The sequence below is a fragment of the Acetobacter suratthaniensis genome (genome assembly GCF_017377745.1).
Taxonomy (GTDB): domain Bacteria; phylum Pseudomonadota; class Alphaproteobacteria; order Acetobacterales; family Acetobacteraceae; genus Acetobacter; species Acetobacter suratthaniensis.
Genome location: NZ_JAFVMG010000002.1, coordinates 73,417 through 95,605 on the forward strand (window position 1 = coordinate 73,417; position 22,189 = coordinate 95,605).

Genomic DNA, 22,189 nt, shown 5'->3' on the forward strand with positions numbered 1-22,189 from the left:
CAACGCAGCGCACGCGGGAAAATTCCGCCACGCAGGACATTCCGTCCGGGCGGCGGATGCTGTACCATGCGTGCCATGAACACGGCCTATCTCGCGCTTGAGCGCCATTTCGCCCGTATTGCCTCCCTACAGGACGCCATTGGCCTTCTGGGGTGGGACAAGGAAGTCATGATGCCTTCGGGCGCTGCGGAGCGCCGGTCGGAAAATCTGGCCATGCTCGAAGGGCTGCGCCATGAAATCCTGACCGCCCCCATCATGGCTGACCTGCTGGATCAGGCCGAGGCCGCGCCAGCACGCGCGGCATCAGCCGAAACGGACTGGCAGCGCGCCAACCTGACAGCCATGCGCCGCCAGCACACGCGCGCCACCGCCCTGCCGCAGGATCTGGTGGAAGCCCACGCGCAGGCCACAACCCTGTGCGAAATCGCATGGCGCGATGCCCGCCAGAACAGCGACTTCAAAGCCCTGCTACCCGCCCTGACCGAAGTGCTGAACCTGACACGCGCCATCGCTGCCGCCACAGGTGAGGCCTGCGGTCTCAGCCCTTATGATGCGCTGCTCGATTCCTTCGACCCCGGCACGCGTCAGGCGGACATAGACCCGCTCTTTACCCGCCTGCGGGCCGAACTGCCCGCCCTGACCGCCGCCGCACTGGAAACACAGGCCGCCCTGCCCACCACCAGAGCGCCACAAGGCCCCTTCTCCCTGCCCCGGCAGGAAGCACTTGGTCGCGAACTGATGCAGCGCATGGGCTTTGACACCACGCGCGGACGGCTGGATGTCAGCCTGCACCCGTTCTGCGGGGGGGCCACACATGATGTGCGCCTGACCACCCGCTACCGCGAGGATGATTTCATTCCCGCCATGATGGGAATCCTGCATGAAACAGGCCACGCCCTGTATGAAATGGGCCTGCCCGATGCGTGGATTTCGCAGCCAGTAGGGCAGTCCGGCGGCATGACACTCCATGAAAGCCAGTCGCTTATCATGGAGATGCAGTTCTGCCGTTCAGCCCCCTTTACCCGCTGGCTGGCCCCGCGCCTGCGTGCGGCCTTCGGCGTAGCGGACAACGCACCGGGATGGGATGCACAGGCGCTGCACCGCCAGCTCACACATGTGGAGCCGGGCTTTATCCGTGTCGATGCTGATGAAGTCACCTACCCGGCTCATATTCTGGCGCGCTATGAGCTGGAAAAAGCACTGGTTTCGGGCGATCTGGCGCTGAAAGACCTGCCAGCCGCCTTCAACGAGCGCATACACACCCTGCTGGGCCTGCGCGTGCCTGATGACCGGCAGGGTTGCCTACAGGATATTCACTGGCCCGCCGGGCTATTTGGCTATTTCCCCTGCTACGCATTGGGGGCCATGACTGCGGCCCAGCTCCGTCAGGCCGCCTGCACGCAGGAGCCTGCCATCCTGCCCGCTATTGAACAGGGTGACTTCGCACCCCTTCTCGAATGGCTGCGCACGCATGTGCATGGACGCGGCAGCAGCGCACCGCTCAGACAGATCGTGCTGGAAGCCACAGGTGCGCCGCTGGATGCGGATGCCTATCTCACCCACCTTCGCACCCGTTACGTGGATCGTGCCCCCAATGCCTGATACAGCCCCCTGTCGCCGCTTTTTCAAACGCCCCGCCCCCCGGCGGCTGGGCGTTCTTGCCACGGCGCTGGCATGCCTTGTCCTCAGCCCGCAGGCTTGGGCACTGCACATGCCAAAGGACTCTGAGCTGGGGCCACAGGCGCTCACGCCCTTCCTGCAATCGCCCGACCATATCTGGGATACCGTGCTACCCCTGCCCGATGGCCGGATGGTGCTTGAAGCCCCGGCATGGCTCGGCAATCACGGGCCGCAACTCTATATCCACACACCTGATGGGGCTACAGTGCCTTGGCCTGCGGCGCTCTCAGACACCACGCAGGATACGGGTGTTCAGCCTGATAGCACCGGCCCGCTCATAGCCGCAGCAGGTCTGACGCGCACCGCGCAAGGCAGCCTGTGGGTGCTGGACAGCGGCGTGCCCCAGCGCGAACAACCAGCCAAAGCCGCACCCAGACTGATCGAGATCGACCCCGCCCGCAATGCGGTGGTGCGCAGTGTGCGCATTCAGGCCGATGCCCTTCAGCCGGGCAGCATTCTCTCAGGCGTAGCCGTACACGACAATACCGCCTACGTGCCGGATTCCGGCGTGGGGGCCATTCTGGTCGTGGATCTGGAAACGGGTGTAACCCGCCGCTTTCTGGATCGGCACCCCGCACTGGTCGCCACACGCCCCATCATGACGCCGCAAGGCCCGCTACACCACCCGGATGGCGGGCTGGTAGCCGTGGATTCCAGCATGATCGCGGTCAGCCCGGATGGAAGCTGGATTGTGGTGCAGGCACCGGGCGGGTATCTCTCCCGCATTGATACCGCCATTTTTAACGACCCGCACATTACCCCCGCGGCGTTTGAAGAAAGCGTTACCCAGTGGTTCAAGACACCCAGCCTCGGCGGATTGGTGATTGATGCCGATGGCACGCTCTACTGGTCTGACCTCACCACCGGCAGCATACAGAGCTACACCACCGGGCGCATTCCGCGCAGGCTGATAACCGATGAACGCCTGCGCTGGCCCACCACACCGGGGCTTGATGGCAAAGGCCACCTCTATGTCACGGCCAGTCAGGTTGACCACAGCGGCGCGTTTGGCGGGGCACCGTCCATGAACTGGCCCGTAACACTCTACCAGCTCACCCTGCCCACGACGGCTCCCGCCCGTTAACCCCTGATCCTTTTTTATACGTCCTGCACCCGCCCGGCACCGGCGCGTGCGGGACGAATGTTCCACAAGGCCACTTCGCGGCACACGCCATTCAGGATATACTGTCGTCCATGCGTTACATTTCGACCCGCGGGAACGCCCCCGCCCTTTCCTTCTCCGATGTGCTGCTCACCGGCCTGGCCGAGGATGGCGGGCTTTACCTGCCCGAAACATGGCCGGAATTCTCCCTTTCCGACTGGCAGGCCCTGCGCGGACTGCCCTACCCTGAACTGGCAGCCCGTGTCATGGCCCCCTTTACGGCGCCGGACATCAGCTTCGAGACGCTCAAAACCCTGTGCGAGCGCGCCTATGCCGGTTTCAGCCACCCCGCCACGGTGCCGCTGACACAGGTGGATGACGGGCTGTTTGTGCAGGAACTGTTCCACGGCCCCACGCTGGCCTTCAAAGACATGGCCATGCAGGTGCTGGGCCACCTGTTCGAGCATGTGCTGACCCAGCGCAACGAGCGCGTAACCATTGTGGCCGCGACCTCGGGCGATACGGGCTCGGCCGCTATCGAGGCCTGCCGTGGGCGCGAACGCCTGTCCGTTGTCATTCTGCACCCCAAGGGCCGCACCTCCGAAGTGCAGCGCCGGCAAATGACCACGGTGCTGGAACCCAACGTGACCAACCTTGCGGTGGAAGGCACGTTTGATGACTGTCAGGATCTGGTAAAAGCCCTGTTCGCGGATATGTCCTTCCGCCGGGAAATGAACCTGTCCGCCGTCAACTCCATCAACTGGGCGCGTATTGCTGCCCAGATTCCCTATTACGTGCATGCCGCCCTCGCCCTTGGCGCTCCCGAACGCGAAGTCTCTTTTGCTGTGCCCACCGGCAATTTCGGCAATATTCTGGCCGCATGGGCCGCACGCCGCATGGGCCTGCCCATTCGCCAGCTCTGCGTGGGTTCGAACCGTAACGATATTCTCACGCGCTTCCTCAACGCCAATGACATGACCATCAAGGGTGTGGTGCCAAGCCTCTCGCCCTCCATGGACATTCAGGTCTCCTCCAACTTCGAACGCCTGCTGTTCGAACTGCTGGGCCGCGATGCAAAGCGTTGTGCCGAACTCATGACCGGTTTCCGCGCCAGCGGACACATGGATATTCCGGCTGAAACATGGGAGCGTGCGCGTGACCTGTTCTCCGGGCTGGCACTGGATGATGCCCAGACCGAAGCCGCGATCCGCTCCGTTCACCAGCGTTCAGGCTATCTGGCAGACCCGCATAGCGTGATCGGCATTGAGGCGGGCAGGCGCTTCCGCCAGCCCGGCATTCCCATGGTGGCGGAAGCCACGGCGCACCCGGCCAAGTTCCCCGATGCCATGGTGGCCGCAACCGGTATCCACCCGGCCCTGCCGCCCCATATGGCCGACCTGTTCGAGCGCCGCGAGCGCTACCGCACCGTGCCTGCCACTCAGGACGCCATCAAGGACGCTGTCCGCGCCGCCCTTGCTGGCGGCAACACCGACTAAAAACAAACGCTCCACCCCATCAGGCTGCCTGCCCGGCAGCCTTTCCTTTTTTCAGGACGAGAATGACAGACCCCATCAGACAGACCCGCCTGCCCTCCGGCCTGACCGTTATCACCGAGCGCATGGCGCACGTGGAAACGGTATCTTTCGGTGCGTATGTTTCCGCTGGCACACGCAACGAAACCGCCGAGGAAAACGGTGTCTCCCATTTTCTCGAGCATATGGCCTTCAAGGGCACGCATAACCGCTCCGCCCTGCGCATTGCCGAGGAAATCGAAAACGTGGGGGGGCATATCAATGCCTATACCGCCCGCGAGCAGACGGTGTTCTATGTCAAGCTGCTCCGCGAAAACCTGAATCTGGGTATCGACATCATTGGCGATATCCTGACCCACTCCACCTTCGATGCGGCTGAACTCGAACGTGAGCGCGGTGTGATCTTGCAGGAAATCGGTCAGGCCAACGATACGCCCGACGATATCGTGTTTGATCATTTTCAGGAAACCGCCTTTCCCGGTCAGCCTATGGGGCGCCCCACCCTCGGCACGGAAGAGCTGATCCGTAACATGAGCCGCGAAACGCTCATGTCCTACATGGCCACACATTACACGCCCGATAACGTGATCGTTGCCGCGGCTGGCAATCTGGAGCACGAGGCGGTGGTGGAGCAGGTGCAGCGGCACTTTGCAGACCTGCCAAACGCCACCCGCCCCAGTGTGTCGCCCGCTCGCTATCTGGGGGGTGAGTACCGCGAAAGCCGTGAGCTGGATCAGGCACATGTGCTTCTGGGCTTCCCCTGCGCGGGGTATCAGGGGGCGGACTACTACGCCACCATGCTGCTTTCCACTCTGCTGGGTGGGGGCATGTCCTCACGGCTGTTTCAGGAAATCCGCGAAAAACGCGGGCTGGTCTATTCGGTCTATTCCTTCAGCGCGCCTTTCCTCGACGGTGGTCTGTTTGGCATCTATGCCGGAACCGGAGAAAAGGAATGTGCGGAACTCATTCCTGTAACACTGGACGAGCTGCGCAAGGTGCAACTGAACGTGCAGGATGATGAACTGGCCCGCGCACGTGCTCAGCTCAAAGCCTCGCTGCTGATGTCGCTCGAAAGCACAGGCAGCCGGTGTGAACAGATTGCCCGCCAGCTCCAGATTTTTGGACGCATCATCCCCACACAGGAAACCGTGCGCCGGATCGAAGCTGTCACCACGGATGACATCCGCGCTGCGGCAGCCCGGATTTTTGCCGGAACACCCACACTGGCAGCCCTTGGCCCCATTGGTCACATTCCTTCCCTCCAGAGCATTACGGAGAATCTGGCAGCATGACGGCCCAGACCCTGTCCCTGCTTTCCGACCTGCTGCGCCATGCCAGACAGGCCGGGGCGGATGCGGCCGAGGCCGTGCATGTCAGCAGCCTTTCCGTAGGCGCTGGCGTACGAAACGGTGTGACCGAAGAACTCGAACGCTCCGAAACCACGGATATGGGGCTCAGGGTTTTTATCGGCTGCAAGAGCGCCATTGTCTCTACCTCCACCGTAGAGCCTGCCCGTTTCGGACAACTGGCGGCGCAGGCCATGGCTATGGCCCGTGTTCTGCCTGATGACCGCTACGCAGGGCTGGCCTCTCAGGCCATGACAACCCCCTGCACTGATAATGCCCTGCAGCTGAACGACCCCGCCGAACCGGATACCGCCACCCTGCTGGAACGCGCCCGTCTGGGCGAGGATGCAGCCTTGGCCATTACCGGGGTAACGAACAGCGCTGGCGCCAGCGCTTCATGCGGGCGCACGCAGGTCAGTTTTGCGACAACAGGTGGGTTTTCCGGCCAGTATGCCCGCAGCAGCCACGCCAACTCTGTTTGCGTTCTGGCGGGCAGCGGCGAGAGCATGCAGCGCGATTACGATCATCACGCCACGCTCTGGCTGCACGATCTGACAGATGCCGCCGAACTCGGCCGCAATGCAGGGCAGAAAGCTGTCGCGCGCCTGAACCCGACCCGCCCGCGCACAGGCCGCACGCCCGTTGTATTCCACCCCCGGGTGGCGGGCAGTTTTCTCAACCATTTTGCCGGGGCGATTAACGGCACGGCCATTGCACGCGGCACATCCTTCCTCAAGGACAGGATGGATCAGGCGCTATTCTCCAGCGAAATCAGCATTACGGACGACCCTACCCGCATCAAGGGCCTGCGCTCGCGCCCCTTCGATGGGGAGGGCCTGCGCATGGCCCCGCTCAGTCTTGTGCGCGATGGTGTGCTGTCTTCATGGTTGCTGGACAGCCGCAGCGCACGCCAGCTCGGGCTGGAAACCAACGCGCGTGCAGGCCGTGGCACCTCCGGCCCACCCTCACCGGGGGCCACCAACCTGTTTTTCGAACCCGGCACCCTCAGCCCGACCGAACTCATGGCCGACATCAAGGAAGGGCTGTACATCACCGAAATGATGGGGTCTTCCATCAATGGCCTGACAGGCGATTACAGCCGGGGTGCATCAGGCTTCATGATCCGGGACGGACAGATTGCCGAGCCTGTGGCTGAGTTCACCCTTGCCGGTAATCTGCTGGAAATCTTTGCCTCCATGACACTGGCGAACGATCTGGCCTTCCGTTTTGGCACCGACGCCCCCACATTAAGGGTCGAGACCCTGAATACCGCAGGGGCCTGACCTTTTTTGCCTGAGAGTATCTGATCTGTGAGCGTTCGTTTTTTATCCTCCGCACTGGCCATGGTCATGACCGCGAGCCTTGCCATCGGTCCCCTTGCCTCCCATGCCGATGCACGGGCAGGCAGCGGTGGCTCCATGGGGAGCCGGGGCAGCCGGACATGGAGCGCACCGCCCAGAACCAGCACATCCCCCTATGAGGCTGCGCCGATGGAACGCTCCATCGCGCCGCGCATGGCGCCCTCTACCCCCGGTTACGGTGCCATGGGTGCAGCGCCCTTCGCACGGCAGGGCATGCCTTACCAGAACCGCCATCCGTTCCTGACCGGGTTTGCTGGTGGTTTCCTTGGAGCCGGGCTTTTTGGCCTGCTCTCTGGCCATGGCTTCATGGGCGGGGTGGGCGGTCTGTTCAGCTTCCTTGGGCTGCTGATCCAGATCGGGCTGGTTGTGATGGTGGTTATGTGGCTTGTGCGCCGCTTTTCCGGCGCAGGCAACCGTATGGGTATGGGCGCGCAAGGGGCGTCTGGCCCGGCATCACCTCCCTTTGGCGCACAGCCTCAGCCCGCCAGCACACCGGTGCAGATCATGCCTGCGGATTATCAGGCCTTCCAGCAGACCCTGCTGGATATCCAGACCGCATGGAACCAGCAGAACATCTCGGCCATGCAGCAGATGGCCACACCAGAGATGGTCTCCTACTTCAACGAACAGCTGGCCACACTCGCCAGCCAGGGTGCGCGGAACGTTGTCTCTGATGTTCGCTTTCTTCAGGGGGATCTGTCCGAGGCATGGTCTGAAAACGGTATGAACTACGCCACGGTCGCCATGCGCTACAGCCTGATCGACCTGACCACGAATGCTATGGGGCAAGTGATAGACGGCAGTTCGACCGATCCTGTCACCATTACGGAACTCTGGACTTTTGTCCGCCCCGCACGGGGGGGCCGCTGGCTGCTTTCCGCTATTCAGCAAACCCGCTAAGGCGGTCAACCAACAGAAAAGGCCGGGGAGCACACTGCTCTCCGGCCTTTTTTATGTACCCGCTCACCGCTGGCCTATAAACAGCGCACAGCGCGTCTCCTATCAGGCGTGGAGCAGGCCTAGCCCAAACATCACGCTTGCCAGAACCAGCATGAAAGCCAGCATGCTTCTCACGCGCTGTGTCTGCCTGCGTTGTGTTTCCGCCAGCTCAGCCTGTGCGCTCACAGCCGTTGTCGCATCGGTATCGCTCATGGTGCTGCTCCCTTACCCAATCCAGTTCCAGCCGCGCAGGATATGATCCGCCAGCAGGCCGCAAAACAGGAAGAAAAGATATGCGAGTGAAAACCGGAACGAAATCCGTGCAGCCTTGTCGCCCGCAAGGCTGACACCCGTGGCATCCTGCGGTTCCAGCAGCACCCGCACGGCACAGGCGATAAAGCCCAGCCCCAGCACAAGCGCCGTAACCGTATAAAGCCAGCCGCTCAGCCCAAGCACCGATGGCACAAGAGAAACCGCCAGCAATACCAGCGTGTAGCCAAAAATCTGCCAGCGCGTATGCCGCCCTCCCCGCACAACCGGCAGCATGGGAATCCCTGCGCGCCCGTAGTCCTTGCAGGCATAAAGCGACAGCGACCAGAAATGCGGCGGTGTCCAGAAAAACACGATCCCGAACATGACCACCGGCATAACCGCCATATGGCCCGTAGCCGCAGCCCAGCCGATCATGGGGGGGAAAGCTCCCGCAGCCCCACCAATCACGATGTTCTGCGGTGTCGAACGCTTGAGCCACATCGTATAGATGACGGCATAGAAAAAGATGGAAAACGCCAGAATGCCCGCCGCCAGAGTGTTGGTGGCAATCCACATCAGGCAGACAGACAGGCAGGACAGCCCGATACCATAGGCCAGAGCTTCGTCCTGCGGAATGCGCCCCCCCGGAATAGGGCGGGTAATGGTGCGCTGCATGATGGCATCAATATCGCGGTCAAACCACATATTGATGGCCCCTGCCGCCCCCGAGGCCAGACAGATGCAGAAAATGCTCACTGCCGCGACAAACGGGTTGAGATGGCCCGGTGCCATGATCATGCCCGCGGCACCCGTAAATACCACGAGAGAGATAACGCGGGGCTTAAGCAGCATCAGCCAGTCACGCGCCTGCGTGCCAACACGCGCCGTTTCAAAACGCACCCGGCGGGCGGGTTTATCCGTCAGTGCTGCTTCGCTCATGCCCGCTCTCCCTTGCTGGTCTCACCGGACTGAACCGGAACCAGCATGGTAGCACCCATCTGCTCCACAGAGCCGTAACGCAGGCCAAGCCCCGCGGCCAGAAGGAAACACAGCGCCGACAGACCGAACAGCGCGCTGCCCAGCGCCTGCTGGCCGGGCACAAAAACGAGGGCCGTGGCCACAACCGTCAGTACAAAATGCAGCCGCGCCAGACGCCTTGGGTACCAGAACCCGCCGGTCTGGCCACGCCACAGGTAAAAGCCACCACAAACAGCGTAGAGCGCACCAAGCTGGAGGGCGGAATGCAGGCCAGCCCCCTGCACAAGCTGGGCCACCCAGCCAGCCGAGACCACGACCAGAAATCCCATGCCCCACAAAAGCGGCACACGCGGCGATACCCGGCTGCGCCACGTACCGGCCAGCCATAGCCCGGCAAGGCTGACAGCCGAAAACGTGCAGACTGCGAGCAGAATAGCCCCGATCCGCAGCGCACTGGCCTGTTCAGCCCCGGATGCCAGATCAGCCTTGGCCCACGCAACAAGGCCAGTACCAGCCGTAGCCGCCATGACAAGAGCCACCGGTTTTTCGGAAAAGCGGCCGATACGCGCACTCATTTCAAACACGACACCAAAACCGGCCAGCAGCACCACCAGCCCGATCGGCCCGGCAAAGGTTTCCACGCCTGCGGTTGTCGCAACGGGGAACAAACCGAAAGAGGTCAGCACCTGCCGTACCAGATGGGCTGCAAAAACCGGAACCGCCAGCAGCAGCACAGCAGCCGACAGCATTTCCCCCCACACGAAAGGCGAAAAACTGGAACGCCCGGCGCTATCGGCCCGGCTGTCAAAAATCGTTACCAGAAGCGCCATGCACGCCAGCAGCGTCCCTACGCACCACAACAGGGTGGCGATAGTCGCCCCGGTTCCATGCAGACCCGAACCTGACAGGGCCGCGCCCACTGTCAGCACCATGCCCGCCGTCACCAGCCCCAGACCGGACAGGTTCAGGCCATTGGCCAGCATACCTGCCCGCTGTAGCGCACCGGGCAACCACAGGGTACCGAATCCGCACACCATGGCAGGCACAACGACATAGAGCAGCATCAAGATCGGGTGGGCCTGCTCCAGCCCTGCCCAGACAGACCCCGAAGCCAGCGTACCCATACCCGCGAAAGCGGAAATCCCTCCGCCGACCAGTGCTGCAATCACAGCCAGAGCCAGCCATCCAGCTCCAAGTCCGGCCTCGACACCTGTTAGAAAACGGGTGGAGCCGTAGGCTTGGGCATGCGGGTTCTGAGCATGGACAACGGTCATGGTCTTCCTGTTTCCATCATTTCATACGCGCATGGCAGGATGGCGCGTTACGGTTTCAAAAACGAGAAACCTTCAATCCGGCTCTTTCTAGCGTGTTCCGCCGCATGGAACGAGCCATTCAGCCCCGCGCCCATCACGCCCCTGCCACGCCGCACACGCACATATGCGTGTGCAAAAGGAACGAGACAGGGCGCAAGCCGGGGGGGGGGGGGGGCGGGTATCAGCCCGGCAGGTTTTCGAGCGTAACCAGCGTAAACAGCCCCATTGGCGGGACAGGCTGGATATAGGCGCGCGCGAGATCATTCGGAGGCAGCAGCGATTCCATAGCAAAATCAGGATGCCAGCCGAGCGAGCGCGAGGCACGGGCCATGGCGTGCTCAACTGCACCGCGCACACCACCCGGTGCCAGAAAGTGGTTTACGAACAGGATATAGCCGCCCGGACGGACAACCCTTTTCAGTTCGCACAGCAGCTTGCGCGGATGCGGCACAACAGAGGCCACGAACATTGCCACCGCAATATCGAAGGAATTATCTGCAAAGCGCGTAGCTTCAGCATCCATTTCCAGCAGGTCGCGCACGGTTGCAAGATTATCGCGCTGCACGCGTTCGCGCGCCTTGGCCAGCATGTCGCTTGAAAGATCAATGCCGGTAATGGCCTTGTCGGCCTTATAATGCGGCAGAGCCAGACCGGTACCCACACCCACTTCAAGCACATCCGTGCCGGGCAGGCCGTTTACGGCTTCGACCGCACGCAGGCGGCCAAAGCGCGAAATGCCACCGAAAGCCACGTCATACACATTGGCCCAGCGACGATAGGCGAGTTTGACGGCTTCCGCATCAAGCGCTGAGCGCGAGGGAGGAGGAACAGGTGCGCCTTCCCCGTCAGAGGGATACCCGTTCAGCATGTCGTGTACTTCCCCTGCCTGCCTGTTCGCCACTATTTCTTCAAGAGCCACTCTGCCTCTTCCTTCCCCGTTGCGGTTCGCGGCCTCTGGCCTGCGCCCCGCACTACTGCCCGCACCATGCTCTGGCTCAAGGCGTGGGCCTTTGTATCATTACCTGAGCCGGACTATCGCCGGTTTTCGACATTCCGCCAAATATTTTGCCAGCAGAACGGGCAAAACATCCACGCATGCCCTCAACTGCCGCCCAGACGCCCCTCGATGGCCTCCCATACAAGGGCTGCACCATTCACGCCATCAAAGCGCTCAAGTTCCTGCAAACCAGTGGGGGAAGTCACGTTGATTTCGGTCAGATACTGCCCGATAACGTCAATGCCCACAAAAATCAGACCATGTTCTTTCAGGAACGGTCCGATGGCCTTGCAGATTTCCTGATCACGCTCGGTCAGCCCGACCTGACGCGCCACCCCACCTACGTGCATGTTCGAGCGATGGTCATCCCCCGAAGGCACGCGGTTGATCGCACCAACAGGCTCGCCATCCACCAGAATGATACGCTTGTCACCGGCAGTAACGGCTGGTTCGTAGCGCTGGATCATCAGCGGTTCGCGCGAGCGGGCAAAGTGCATTTCCAGCAGGGCGTTAAGGTTGCCGTCATCCTCACGGATACGGAACACGCCGCTGCCACCGTTGCCGAACAGAGGTTTGACAATGATGTCGCGCCATTTAGCGCGGAAGGCGCGAATCTCCGCCACATCCCATGTCACCAGCGTAGGGGGCATCAGATCCGGGAAATGCGTGACCAGAATTTTTTCCGGGCAGTCGCGTACCCAACGCGGGTCATTGACCACCAGCGCCTGCCCCGGCCCGGTGCCATGCACATGGTCAAGCATATGGGTTGCGGTAATATAGGCCATGTCGAACGGGGGGTCCTGACGCATCAGCACCACATCCACCTCACCCAGAGAGCGCCGCACGGCTTCGCCAAAGGTTGCGTGGTTACCCTTTTCGCGCCGGACGGTAACAGGGCGCATAAGCGCGCTAACCCGCGCGGGCCTGTGCTGCCCCGGCTGCGCCACGCCCTCACCCAGAGCAAGGCTGTTAACATCATAGACAAACAGGGAGTGCCCCCGTGCCTGGGCCTCCAGCATCAGGGCGAATGTGGAATCGCCCTCGATATTGATATGCTCCAGCGGATCCATCTGAACCGCCACAAGCCGATGCGAGCCCATATCCTTACACTTCCCGTTTCTTCTGATGCCGCGAAATATGGCAACATTCTGCCCGTTTTACCACCAACACGCAAACACACCCGGCCTGCATGCCTATTCCCCCGGTCTGATCACGCCTCATGAACGACGAACCGGCAGGCTGGCCGCTTCTCCCAGAGAGGCAGCGCCGGGCTTACAGCGCAGGCTTACCGGTTGCAGGACATACCATTCCGCCACCATACCCCGGCGCGCACGCGCCACGGGCTGGCCGGGGTCTCCCAGAACCTCAAACACACTTGGATTGGGGGCACCTTTATCCTGCGCAGAACGCAGCAGCATACCCCGCAGGCCACAGGCCGGACGCGGAAAATCAAACAGACGCCAGCGCGGTTCGACCGCCACAACCTCAATATCACGCGTGTAAAACGCTAGCTCACCCGCCAGACCATAGTTTTCGGTTATCAGAACGGGAGCCACGCCCGCAGCCTCACTGGCCATATGCGCCTGCATGGCCTGAGCCAGTGTGCTCCATCCCCCCATCTGCCTCAGAGTTACATCCGTACGCACGGGCAGGCGTAGGGGCGCGAAGGTTGCCTGCACCATGACCACGACAGTAAGGACACCACCAAGCCAGACAGCTCCTTTCCACCACCGGGGGCACCACACCCCCGCCGCCAATGCACAAGCGGGATACACCAGCACGGGCCAGTTGGCCTGCACCCGCGCACCAAGCGCATGCTGGAAAAACACAGCCAGCGGACACAGGATCATGCACAGCAGCAGCGCGGAAAAACCATCGCGCCGGCGCCACAAATGCACGCAGCCCCCCACAAACAGGACAAACACCAGCCCCGAGGCCAGCCCCACCTGCCCGCCCAGCAACTCGGACAGAAACACCGGCGCCCGCGCTGGTTGCCAGTCCAGCACCCGCCCGCCCTGTCGGGTTAAACCACCCCATGCGTGCTGCGCGTTCCACCAGATGACAGGGAGCACACACACGCACCCGACAATCGCCCCCAGCCACGGCCACGGCTTGCGCAGCCAGACCCGACCTGCCGGGCTGCCGACCAGCCACAACCCCACGCCGGCAACGGGCAGCACCATGGAATATTTGCTGTCAAAACCAAGCCCCGCCGCCAGCCCGGCCACCAGCCAGAGCCATGACGCACCGCCCATGCAAAGCCCACCCAGACTCCAGAGCAGCAGGGCTACAAAAAAAATCAGTGGCGTATCGGGCGTCATGATAATCGCACCAAGCCCGATTGCGAGCGTAGCATTGAGCAGCAGCGCCACGCGGGTTCCGGCCCGCCAGTCTGGCTGGCCATCTGGGCGGCGCAGCCATAGCGCACCAACATGGGCAAGCAGAACGGAACCAAGAGCGGCCGAAAGTGGCCCCATTACCCGCAGGCCAAGGGGGGTATCCCCCACCACCAGCAGGCCGAACCTGATCCACAGCGCCACCATGGGGGGGTGATCAAAATACCCGGCGGCAGGGGCGAGCGCCCAGAGCCTGTAATACGCTTCGTCAGGTGTAAGCGGCACACTGGCCGCAACCGCCAGCCGGAAGAGCGTCAGGAGCGCCAGTACGGTCAACCATCCACCGCGGCCCATACGCTCCCCCGCCCCCAACAGGTTACGGTCTCCAGACGATTGTGGAAGACATGGCGTAATTCCACACCGCCGCCATAATGGCCCCGGCCACGCTGGCCTCCGTAATCATATGCCCCTGATCATAAAGCATGCGGGCAATGCCGATATTGGCAATGGCACCCACCGAGCACACAAGCATGAACAGCAGCAGGCCCCGCGCAATCCGCGCACCCTTGAGCCGCCGGTCACGATAGGTGACGGTGTTGTCGAGGAAGAAATTAACAATCATGGCCACAACGGTGCCGATACCCTGTGCAAGCCCGAAATCGGCACCGCCCAGCAGAGCCAGCCGCATGATCACCAGATTGGTGAGCACACCCGCAAGCCCCACCCCGCAGAATGCAATAAAGCGCAGCGGCACCAGGCCGTGGCAGAGCTTATCCACCAGCAGGGCACCAAACTGGAGCATGACCAGCACATCCAGCTTGCTCTCCCCCGCAACGCGCGCGCGGAAACCGCAGGGCACTTCCTGCACTTTCAGTGGTTTGGGCGAGGACAGAACCAGATCAAGCAGGATTTTGAAGCCAGTCGCAGCCAAAAACGGCGCGATCTGCTGGAACCTGTCCTGCCTGATAGCGAAAAATCCGCTCATGGGGTCTGTCAGCCGCACCGGCATAAACCGCTGTGCAAGCCAGATACCACCATCGGACAGGGCATGCCGCCAGGCGTTGGCCAGCCCCTGATTGCTGCCACCTTCAACATGGCGGCTGCCAACGGCGAGATCGCACCCACCGCCCGCAACGGCATCAATCAAAGCAGGCAGGCGGCTTTCATCATGCTGGAGATCACCATCCATAACCGCCACAATCTGTGCGGAAGACGACAGCGCCCCTTCTATCACAGCCGAGGACAGACCCCGGCGACCAATACGGCACAGGCCGCGCACGCGGCTGTCTTCCTGCGCGAGAGCCCGCACGACATCACTTGTGCCATCGGGGGAGTTGTCATCAACAAAAATGACCTCCCAGTTCCGGCCATCCAGAACCTTGCGCAGCATGTCCACCAGCGGCCGAACATTTGCGCTTTCATTATAACAGGGCACGATGATGCTGACATCGGGCCCACCTGTCACGTCCGCCACTCTGGCTCCCTGCACCACATCACTAGTCATATCATCCACTACCGGCCTATCCGCACGCTCACTCATGCGGCTGGCCCCTCGTTCTCATTTTTCAACGGCACGCCCCACCGCTCCAGACTTGTGCGGATGGTCTGCAGGGTCTGCACACGGATAACATGCGTGGCTTCAGTCAACTGGCGGGTGAGCAGGTTTTCGTGGGCGGCATCACGCGCAATCAGCCTCACGAGAAAATCACCGCCACCACGGATCATGTGGCACTCGCGCACTTCCGGCCACTGGGCCAGATAATTCTCAAAGGCGCACAACACGGTTTCCTTCTGGCTTTCCAGCCCAATCAACGCAAAAAACGTAATTGGCCAGCCAAGAGCCGCTGCGTCCGGGTCGGCATGATAGCCGCGTACCACACCGTCATCCTCCAGACGCCGGACACGGCGCAGGCAGGGCGGTGCCGATATACCCACGCGCCGGGCCAGTTCGACATTGGTGATACGCCCATCGTCCTGCAACTCTGCCACGATGCGAAGATCAACTGCGTCCAGATCCACCACCTTCAAACTCCGATCCCCCCGTGCAGGATAAAATCCCTGCAGAGCACGCCATACCGGCAACTGGCACCGTATATGACACGCCCGCCTTCCCTCGGCAAACCGCATCCTTACACTGTCGCACCCCTTGCCCTACAGGGGCCGTGCGGTCATATCTGGCCCCATATCGCCCGGAACGCGCCGACAGCAGTGGCGCGGCCGGGCTTGGCCTTACCCGCTGGGGATGATGTAAAAAACCATGACCGAAACAATCACGACCGACCTGCTTGTCATCGGCGCTGGCCCCGCGGGCTATACGGCCGCCATTTACGCCGCGCGCGCCAACCTGTCTCCCGTGCTGGTGGCGGGGCTGCAGCCCGGCGGGCAGCTGACCATTACCACCGAAGTGGAAAACTACCCCGGCTTTGCCACGGCCATTCAGGGCCCATGGCTGATGGAGCAGATGGCCGAACAGGCGCTGAATGTCGGCACGCGTATTGAATACGACATTATTACAGATGTGAAACTCGATGGGGGTTCGCCCTTCCGGCTGGTGGGCGATTCCGGCACGGTCTACATTGCGCGTTCCGTTATTGTCGCAACGGGCGCACAGGCCCGCTGGCTTGGTCTGCCCAACGAAAAACGCCTGCAAGGGGCCGGTGTTTCCGCCTGCGCCACCTGCGATGGCTTTTTCTACCGTGGGCGCAGGGTTGCCGTTGTCGGGGGTGGCAACACGGCCGTGGAAGAGGCGCTCTACCTCACCCACCACGCCGACCATGTCACCCTGATCCACCGCCGCGACACGCTGCGCGCTGAAAAAATCCTGCAGGATCGGCTGTTCGCAAACCCGAAGGTCAGCGTTGTGTGGAACAGCGTTGTCGAAGACATTCTGGCTGACGGCACGCCCCCAACCGTTAACGCCATCGCCCTGCGCAACACGCAGGACAACACGCTCACCACCCTGCCGACTGATGGCGTGTTCATTGCCATCGGCCATTCGCCTACAACCGATATTTTCAAAGGCCAGCTCGAGCTGGATTCCGAAGGCTATATTGTTACGGTTGCAGGCGGCACACGCACATCGGTCGATGGAGTCTTCGCCGCGGGCGATGTTCAGGACAAAATCTACCGTCAGGCTGTCACCGCAGCAGGCACAGGCTGCATGGCCGCACTGGATGCGGAACGTTTTCTGGCTGGCCTAAATTAATAATTACTTCCCCATGGTCTCTTGACCATGGGGGGCAATTACTGCACGTATGTATAAACCATAAAGCATAATTTCATGCTTTACATGAGTATCATTCAATATTTAGTAGGAGGCGTGCGTGGACTGGGACAAACTCAGGGTTTTCCATGCTGTGGCGGAAGCCGGTTCCTTTACCCACGCGGGAGACGTTCTTAACCTGAGCCAGTCTGCTGTATCCCGGCAGATTTCCGCGCTCGAAGACGTTCTTCAGGTTCCTCTTTTCCACCGTCATGCAAGAGGTCTGATCCTGACCGAACAGGGTGAAACCCTGCATAAAACGGTGCGGGAAGTATTTTCCAAACTCGAAATGACACAGACCCTGCTGACTGAAAGCAAGGAAAAAGCCGCAGGTCGGCTGCGTGTCACAACAACAACCGGTTTTGGCAATTGCTGGCTTATGCCACGCCTGCACAAGTTCATGCAGGCCAATCCTGAAATCGATATCTGCCTTATTCTGGAAGATAACGATCTGGATCTGGGCATGCGCGAAGCTGATGTGGCCGTGCGCATGCACGCACCGCGCCAGCCCGATCTGATCCAGCGGCATCTGGCAGATTTCCATCTGCCCATTTTCGCAGCCCCCCTCTATCTTGAAAAACATGGCACGCCGCAGAGCCTTGAAGAAATCAAGAACCATCATCTGGTTCTGTTCGGCGAGCACCACCCACCCGTTACGCATGTAAACTGGCTGGCGCAGGCTCTGCAGAATACGGGTCATGCCGGGCTGCATAATACCCGGCTGGAAGTCAACAGCATGGCCGCCATGGCTTATGCCATTGCCGGTGGGTTGGGTATCGGTTCGATCCCAACCTATGCCGCAGCGGCATTCCCAGATCTGGTGCAGATCCTGCCCGATGTCGCCACGCCGACTGTTGATGCCTATTTTGTCTACCCGGAAGAACTGCGCAGCTCCAAGCGCGTGTCAGTATTCCGTGACTTCCTGATGAGCGAGCTGGGTATCCGCTAAAATAGCACCCGCTTTACAGATCAAGGGCAGACCGTTTCGTACTGTTTAAAGGCGAATCGTTCTGCCCTTTTTCATATGCACAGCAGTTCATACATAAAATCGCATAATAATGTGGCTGAATAGCACTCTTTCTATGTCTGTTCTTTAAATTTCAGAACCCACCTGTTTCATATCCTTTACACTTCTGCATATCTCTACTGCCAGAGAAGATCAGATAACCAAGAAAAACCGGGAAAAGGTTCAAAAAAAACGTATCTTCTCCATTCACAAACAAGAAACCATTCCCTATATTTGGAAAAGTAAATTCTTACTTTTAATTGGGCCAGCCATGACAGACACTGCAGACTACTCCCCCGTTCTAGAACTTGTATCAGAGATTGTGGCGGCATATGTTTCCAACAACCAGGTGGAAGCCACCGCCATTCCCGTTCTGATCAAGGATGTTTATCAGGCACTGAAAACCGCCGAACTGCCGCAGAGTGAGCCGGAAAAGCTTCAGCCTGCCGTGCCCGTCAAGCGTTCTGTTTTCCCTGACTACATCGTGTGCCTTGAAGACGGCAAAAAGCTGAAAATGCTCAAGCGCCATCTCCAGAGCGCCTACAACATGACGCCTGAGCAGTACCGTGAGCGCTGGGGCCTGCCCGCAGACTACCCCATGGTTGCCCCCAACTATGCTGAACGCCGCTCCACACTCGCACGTGAAATCGGTCTGGGCCGCAAGATTCACGCTGCTGGGGATGAAGATGAAGTGGGTGGCCGCGGCCGTCGCTCCAAGAAAAACGCGCCGACCAACGCGTAATACATCCCTCAGATCAACGAGGCCCGAAGCCCGGTGGAGCGTCTGTCACGCCCCACCGGGCTTTATTTATGTCTTGACGCAAGAACCCTATACGCAGGAGTGTTAAAAGCGAGTGGCCCTGCTATCTGGCCATATGATCAGATGGAAATGCACTACCATGACCAGATCTGAGCTTATTGCTGTTCTTTTGCAGAAACATCCTCACCTGCAGGTCAGGGAGGCAACGCGTCTCGTCAACACTGTGTTTGGTGGCATCGCCCGCAGCCTTGCCAATGGACAACGCGTGGAACTACGCGGATTTGGGGCTTTTTCCGTCAAGGAACGCGACCCCCGACTAGGCCGCAACCCCAAAACCGGGGAACAGGTGCAAGTCAGCCGCAAATATGTGCCGTTCTTTAAAACAGGCAAAGAGCTGCATCAGCGCCTGAACACTCCACGCAAAAAAGAATAACCTGCCTACAGCAGACCCTTGCTGCACAGATAGTCGCGGGCAAGCTTTATATCCGCGACGAATCTTTCATATTCTTTCTGGCGCGTAGATTCGTCGGGCAACCGTAATAGATAGGATGGATGCACCGTCACCAGCCCACTGGTTGTTTCATCCAGCGGCAGAATACGTGATCTCTCACGTGAAATTGTAATGGGTCGTTTCAGCACGCTTCGCGCCGCCGTTGCCCCGAGCATGACCACCAACACGGGATCAAGAATACGCCTTTCAGCCTCCAGCCAGACATGACAGGCGTTAATAGCTCCCTCGTCAGGCTTCTGGTGCAACCGCCTGCCATTACGCCAGGTAAAACCAAAATGCTTGACGGCATTGGTCACGTAAATCTGCTCACGGTTTAAACCTGCCTCCGCCAGCGCCCTGTCCAGAACCTGCCCTGCAGGCCCGACAAATGGCACTCCGGCCAGATCTTCCTGATCTCCCGGCTGTTCACCCACCAGCATCAGCCGAAGACGCCCCTGCCCGCTCCCGAACACGGTGCGCGTCGCCTTTTCCCATGAGGGGCAAGCCCGGCAATCCATAGCGAGCGCACCAAGAGCCGCCAGACTATCCGCCTGCCGGGTTTCCTCCAGCGATGGCGGCTGAACCGTGTTCGGGTAACCCTGCCAGCATCCCTGCCCGGAGGGTTGCCATGTGCTGGCCTGCACATGGGTGGCCTCAGTCTCGCCCGGCCCGAAAAATAGTCTCTGGCCATTCCACAACACACGTCGATAGGGGCTGCAAATCTCCCACAAACGTGGCATGCGCGCCTGACAGAAAGCGGCATTGGCCTCCAGAATATAGTGGGCAGGTGCGTCATGCAGGCAGGCCGTGGAGCGGTTTGCCGCAAAGGTGGAAAAACGCTGTCGGAAGGCCCTCGTTTCCCTTCGCACGCTTTCAGCTAGCGCACGCAGTGCCATCAGATCCGGGTCGTGCCCATTGCCCAGCGATAATTCGCGCCGGGCCAACCGATAGAGGATTGTGTAACCAAGGCTGAAGCGGGTTTCATCACGCGCCTGAATGGCGTCTTCCAACAGCGCCAGCAAAGCCCGTGAAAGCGTAACACGCAGCCCCGATGGCGCAGACTCCTTCCCGCTATCCTGCTCCGGCAACGCTTCACCAAAGCCAGCCACCCGCCAATGCAGGGATTCTGGCGGTGTCTCCCGCGCGATATGCCACCTGACCGCCTGCCGCCATGCTGAAAAATCAACCTGATGCGCAAGAACACTCTCTGCCAAGCGACTCAAGCCCCCCCGCTGCGCCTGCCACGCTTTAAGCGGCCGGGCATGGCTGCAACCTGCTGCCAGCGCACGATTCCCGTCAGGCACAGCAGAAGCAGATACAGAGCACCACCACCCACCACCATAAATCCAAGCCAGCACAGACGCAGCACGATATGGGCAGGAAACGGCAGCCCCCAAGCCCCCAAACCAACGCCTAGCGCCATGCCTAATGCAGCAAGCCCCACAAACCCCATACGCATAAGCAACGCCTGTGGCACATGCAGCACCGCGCGCAGGCGCAGTATAATTGCCAGACTGGCAACATTGAGCACCGCTGCCAGACTACTGGCCAAAGGTGGCCCCACATGAGCAAGCGGCTTCATAAACACAAGGTTAAGCAGCAGGTTAGCCACCAGTACACCAATGCCGATCATGACCGGCGTACGGGTATCCCCCCGCGCGAAAAAGGCAGGCGACAGCACCTTGACCAGCACAAACGCAGGCAGACCAATGGCATAAGCCCGTAATGACTGAGCCGACAGAACGGCATCATGCTCGGTAAAGGAGCCGTGGCCGAACAGAACCACCATAATGGGATCAGCCAGCACCAGAATACCGGCCACCGCAGGCAGCGTTAGCAACAGTACATACTCGATCGACCGATTCTGCGCCGTATGCGCCCCTTCATGATCACCCGCCGCGACATGACGGGTCAGAACAGGCAGTAGCGTTGTACCTGCGGCCGCACCCAGTACGCCCAGTGGCAACTGGTTAATCCGATCTGCAAAATACATGAGCGACACACTCCCCGCAGGCAGTAGCGTGCCGATAATGGTGTCGATTGTCAGGTTGATCTGCCCGACTCCACTCCCTATCAACCCCGGCACCATGCGCCTGAGCAGCAGCCTGATGCGCGGCGTCAGGCGCGGCCAAAGTGGCATAAGGCCAAAGCGTGCCCGCTCACAGGCCCACATGAGTAGCCCAAGCTGCACCACGCCCGACAGGGTAACCCCCCATGCCGCAACAATTGCTACATTGGCGCTCAGGCACGCCCCCCCAAGAATGGCCGCGATGCCAACAATATTGAACGCCAGATACGCAGCCGATGCCATACCAAAACGATGCAGCCCGTTCAGCACCCCCGCCAGCAGCGCTGCGGCACAGATCATGACCAGATAGGGAAAGGTAATCCGGCTAAGCGTTACCGCCAGCGCATAGCGTTCGCCGCTTTGCACAAAGCCCGGCGCAATCGCCCGCAGCACCGCAGGCATGAACAACTCGCCCAGCAGGCATAAAAACACCAGCCACGCCAGCATGACGCCAAGCGTACGCCGCGCGAAGTGGCGCGCCTCATCCGCCCCATCCTCGACCAGCACAGACGAAAAAAGTGGCACAAATGCCGCGTTGAACGCCCCTTCACCAAACAGCCGCCGAAACATGTTAGGCAGACGGCAGGCAACCTGATAGGCATCCTGTAATGGGCCAGCCCCAAGAAACGCAGCCAGAAGCTGATCGCGCACAAGACCAAGAATGCGGCTGAGCATGGTCCAGCCGCCAACTGTCAGAAAATTTTTCAGCATGATGTCCCGTGCGATCCGTCAAGGCCGTGGCGGTAGCCCCACGGCGCCGCCTGTCA

20 protein-coding genes are annotated in these 22,189 nt (G+C 60.6%); 10 read left to right on the top strand and 10 right to left on the bottom strand.

All coding sequences use genetic code 11. The features are described 5' to 3' along the window. The first annotated feature begins 75 nt into the window (after positions 1–75). The 6 genes from J2D75_RS03880 to J2D75_RS03905 all read left to right on the top strand — a co-directional run bounded on the left by J2D75_RS03880 (position 76) and on the right by J2D75_RS03905 (position 7,921). Positions 76–1,602, top strand: coding sequence for a carboxypeptidase M32 (locus J2D75_RS03880; RefSeq protein WP_207853338.1), 1,527 nt, complete (start codon positions 76–78; stop codon positions 1,600–1,602). Continuing rightward, positions 1,595–2,764 (top strand): SMP-30/gluconolactonase/LRE family protein, encoded by a 1,170-nt coding sequence (locus tag J2D75_RS03885; protein ID WP_207853060.1) that lies wholly within the window; start codon positions 1,595–1,597, stop codon positions 2,762–2,764. Before J2D75_RS03880 ends, J2D75_RS03885 begins: the two co-directional genes overlap by 8 nt. 110 nt (positions 2,765–2,874) lie before the next feature. After that, the gene (gene thrC / locus J2D75_RS03890; RefSeq protein ID WP_207853062.1) at positions 2,875–4,278 is read left to right on the top strand and encodes a threonine synthase; all 1,404 of its coding nucleotides are present in this window, start codon (positions 2,875–2,877) and stop codon (positions 4,276–4,278) included. Positions 4,279–4,340: 62 nt separating this feature from the next. Next, complete coding sequence (locus tag J2D75_RS03895) at positions 4,341–5,606, top strand: M16 family metallopeptidase (RefSeq protein ID WP_207853064.1); 1,266 nt, start codon at positions 4,341–4,343, stop codon at positions 5,604–5,606. Then, entirely contained in the window at positions 5,603–6,943 is a 1,341-nt protein-coding gene (locus J2D75_RS03900; RefSeq protein WP_207853067.1) for a TldD/PmbA family protein, read from the top strand. The genes J2D75_RS03895 and J2D75_RS03900 overlap by 4 nt, the downstream gene beginning before the upstream one ends. A gap of 60 nt (positions 6,944–7,003) precedes the next feature. Then, positions 7,004–7,921, top strand: a complete 918-nt coding sequence (locus tag J2D75_RS03905; protein ID WP_207853340.1) for a Tim44 domain-containing protein — start codon at positions 7,004–7,006, stop codon at positions 7,919–7,921. Between the two features lie 102 nt (positions 7,922–8,023). Here the strand turns inward: J2D75_RS03905 and J2D75_RS03910 are convergent, their stop codons facing one another. The 8 genes from J2D75_RS03910 to J2D75_RS03945 form a co-directional block, all read right to left on the bottom strand. After that, entirely contained in the window at positions 8,024–8,173 is a 150-nt protein-coding gene (locus J2D75_RS03910) for a hypothetical protein (protein ID WP_207853068.1), read from the bottom strand. Positions 8,174–8,185: 12 nt separating this feature from the next. Then, positions 8,186–9,151 carry a heme o synthase gene (locus J2D75_RS03915; RefSeq protein WP_207853071.1) on the bottom strand — a complete coding sequence of 322 codons (966 nt, stop codon included), beginning with the start codon at positions 9,149–9,151 and terminating at the stop codon, positions 8,186–8,188. Beyond that, positions 9,148–10,464: a cbb3-type cytochrome c oxidase subunit I gene (locus J2D75_RS03920; RefSeq protein ID WP_207853072.1), complete on the bottom strand. Its 1,317-nt coding sequence runs from the start codon at positions 10,462–10,464 to the stop codon at positions 9,148–9,150. Before J2D75_RS03920 ends, J2D75_RS03915 begins: the two co-directional genes overlap by 4 nt. Positions 10,465–10,684: 220 nt before the next feature. After that, entirely contained in the window at positions 10,685–11,371 is a 687-nt protein-coding gene (locus J2D75_RS03925) for a class I SAM-dependent methyltransferase (protein WP_207853342.1), read from the bottom strand. Positions 11,372–11,604: 233 nt separating this feature from the next. Further along, positions 11,605–12,600 carry a glutathione synthase gene (gene gshB / locus J2D75_RS03930; RefSeq protein ID WP_243428475.1) on the bottom strand — a complete coding sequence of 332 codons (996 nt, stop codon included), beginning with the start codon at positions 12,598–12,600 and terminating at the stop codon, positions 11,605–11,607. 117 nt (positions 12,601–12,717) lie between these two features. Beyond that, positions 12,718–14,190: an ArnT family glycosyltransferase gene (locus J2D75_RS03935; RefSeq protein WP_207853075.1), complete on the bottom strand. Its 1,473-nt coding sequence runs from the start codon at positions 14,188–14,190 to the stop codon at positions 12,718–12,720. Positions 14,191–14,212: 22 nt separating this feature from the next. Continuing rightward, a complete protein-coding gene (locus J2D75_RS03940; protein ID WP_207853346.1) occupies positions 14,213–15,340 on the bottom strand; it encodes a glycosyltransferase in 1,128 nt (375 codons plus the stop codon). Between the two features lie 32 nt (positions 15,341–15,372). Further along, positions 15,373–15,858, bottom strand: a complete 486-nt coding sequence (locus tag J2D75_RS03945) for an Lrp/AsnC family transcriptional regulator (RefSeq protein ID WP_265782908.1) — start codon at positions 15,856–15,858, stop codon at positions 15,373–15,375. A 235-nt stretch (positions 15,859–16,093) separates the two neighbouring features. On the opposite strand from J2D75_RS03945, the gene trxB reads away from it, so the two are divergent. From trxB to J2D75_RS03965, 4 genes are all read left to right on the top strand, one after another. Beyond that, positions 16,094–17,041 (top strand): thioredoxin-disulfide reductase, encoded by a 948-nt coding sequence (trxB, locus tag J2D75_RS03950; RefSeq protein ID WP_207853079.1) that lies wholly within the window; start codon positions 16,094–16,096, stop codon positions 17,039–17,041. A 118-nt stretch (positions 17,042–17,159) separates the two neighbouring features. Next, positions 17,160–18,047, top strand: coding sequence for a LysR substrate-binding domain-containing protein (locus tag J2D75_RS03955; protein ID WP_207853081.1), 888 nt, complete (start codon positions 17,160–17,162; stop codon positions 18,045–18,047). Between the two features lie 328 nt (positions 18,048–18,375). Next, a complete protein-coding gene (locus J2D75_RS03960; protein ID WP_207853082.1) occupies positions 18,376–18,846 on the top strand; it encodes a MucR family transcriptional regulator in 471 nt (156 codons plus the stop codon). 157 nt (positions 18,847–19,003) lie between these two features. After that, the gene (locus J2D75_RS03965) at positions 19,004–19,297 is read left to right on the top strand and encodes an integration host factor subunit beta (protein WP_207853084.1); all 294 of its coding nucleotides are present in this window, start codon (positions 19,004–19,006) and stop codon (positions 19,295–19,297) included. A 5-nt stretch (positions 19,298–19,302) separates the two neighbouring features. On the opposite strand, the gene J2D75_RS03970 is transcribed toward J2D75_RS03965, so the two are convergent. Then, entirely contained in the window at positions 19,303–20,577 is a 1,275-nt protein-coding gene (locus J2D75_RS03970; RefSeq protein WP_243428477.1) for a UdgX family uracil-DNA binding protein, read from the bottom strand. Continuing rightward, positions 20,574–22,133: a murein biosynthesis integral membrane protein MurJ gene (murJ, locus tag J2D75_RS03975; RefSeq protein WP_207853086.1), complete on the bottom strand. Its 1,560-nt coding sequence runs from the start codon at positions 22,131–22,133 to the stop codon at positions 20,574–20,576. The genes J2D75_RS03970 and murJ overlap by 4 nt, the downstream gene beginning before the upstream one ends. Between the last annotated feature and the right edge of the window lie 56 nt (positions 22,134–22,189).